The organism is Amycolatopsis sp. H20-H5 (assembly GCF_035828755.1).
GTDB lineage: Bacteria > Actinomycetota > Actinomycetes > Mycobacteriales > Pseudonocardiaceae > Amycolatopsis.
This window is the reverse complement of record NZ_JAYMZS010000287.1, coordinates 1-1088: the sequence shown is the minus strand read 5'-3', so window position 1 is coordinate 1088 and position 1088 is coordinate 1. Positions and strand designations below refer to the sequence as shown.

Here is a 1088-nt window from a genome sequence, read left to right as displayed (position 1 = left end):
CACACTGATCAACTGAGGCCCTTGGTCGATCTTCCGTCTGTAGCAAGAAGGAATGATCAACCAAGGGCCTCACCCATGACCAACCGGGGCCCCCACCAGACACCACCTGGTTAAACAACAAGCTTAGTACTCATCATCATTCTCTTGATCATCATCATCGTGAAGGTCAGCTCCAAGAAACCACCTCAGCAGCAATACCCACCACAGCAACAGCAGCAGTACCCGCAACAGCAATACCCGCCGCAGCAGTACCCGGCCCAGCAGCACCCCGGCCAGCAGCAGTTCCCGCAGCAGCCGGGGAATCAGCCCTACCCCGGCCAGCAGCCACCGCCAGGGACGCCGCCGCAAGGCTGGTGACAGCGACCACCAAGGGCACCGGCGAACAGGAGATACGCAGTGAACAACGTGGTATTGCCGGGACTGGTCCTACTCCTCATCGGCGGTGTCGTACTCGCGATCATTCTGGCGAGCAAGAAGTCCAAGAAGGCATCCCAGCCGCCTTATCCAGGGCAGGCACCGTACGGATATCCGCCCCAGCAGCCCGGGATGCCGCCGCCAGGCGGCGGCTACCAGCAGGGCTTCCCCCAGCAGCCCCAACCACAGCAGCCTCTGCCCCAGCAGCACCAGGGCTATCCCCCGCAGCAGAGCTATCCGCGGCAGCAGGGTTATCCCCAGCAGCAGCCCCCACAAGCGCCGCCGGGCGGTCAAAGGGCAAGGACGGCCGCCCCAGGGCTGGTGAGACAGGGCTGGTGAGAACGCGTCTGAGAACTGTCGCAGCAGCCGCCGCATTCGCCCGTTTCATACCGCCACGACCGTTTTATGCGTGCCCCTGAAGGCCACCATGACAGCGTTAAACGCCGTGAAGGCTCCCATCAGGGCACACGGCAAACCTGGGGTCGCGACTGAAGGAGACTTCCCTCGACTCAACCTTGCAAAAGTCCCCTTCACCAGAACAGACCGCGTGAAAGTCCCCGTCAGTCACGCGGCCCTAGGAGACTGCTGAATAACAGCGTTCGGATGATTGATCAAATATGAAAGCGCTGGTCAGGCGACTTCAATTGATCTTCAGATCGACTTATTCAGCGGTC

At 61.0% G+C, this 1088-nt stretch carries 2 protein-coding genes; both read left to right on the top strand.

The genetic code is table 11. From position 1 onward, the window contains the following. Positions 1–144 precede the first annotated feature (144 nt). Positions 145–357, top strand: a complete 213-nt coding sequence (locus tag QMK34_RS47520) for a hypothetical protein (RefSeq protein ID WP_326421636.1) — start codon at positions 145–147, stop codon at positions 355–357. Positions 358–396: 39 nt separating this feature from the next. Then, entirely contained in the window at positions 397–753 is a 357-nt protein-coding gene (locus QMK34_RS47515; protein WP_326421635.1) for a hypothetical protein, read from the top strand. The last annotated feature ends 335 nt before the right edge of the window (positions 754–1088 follow it).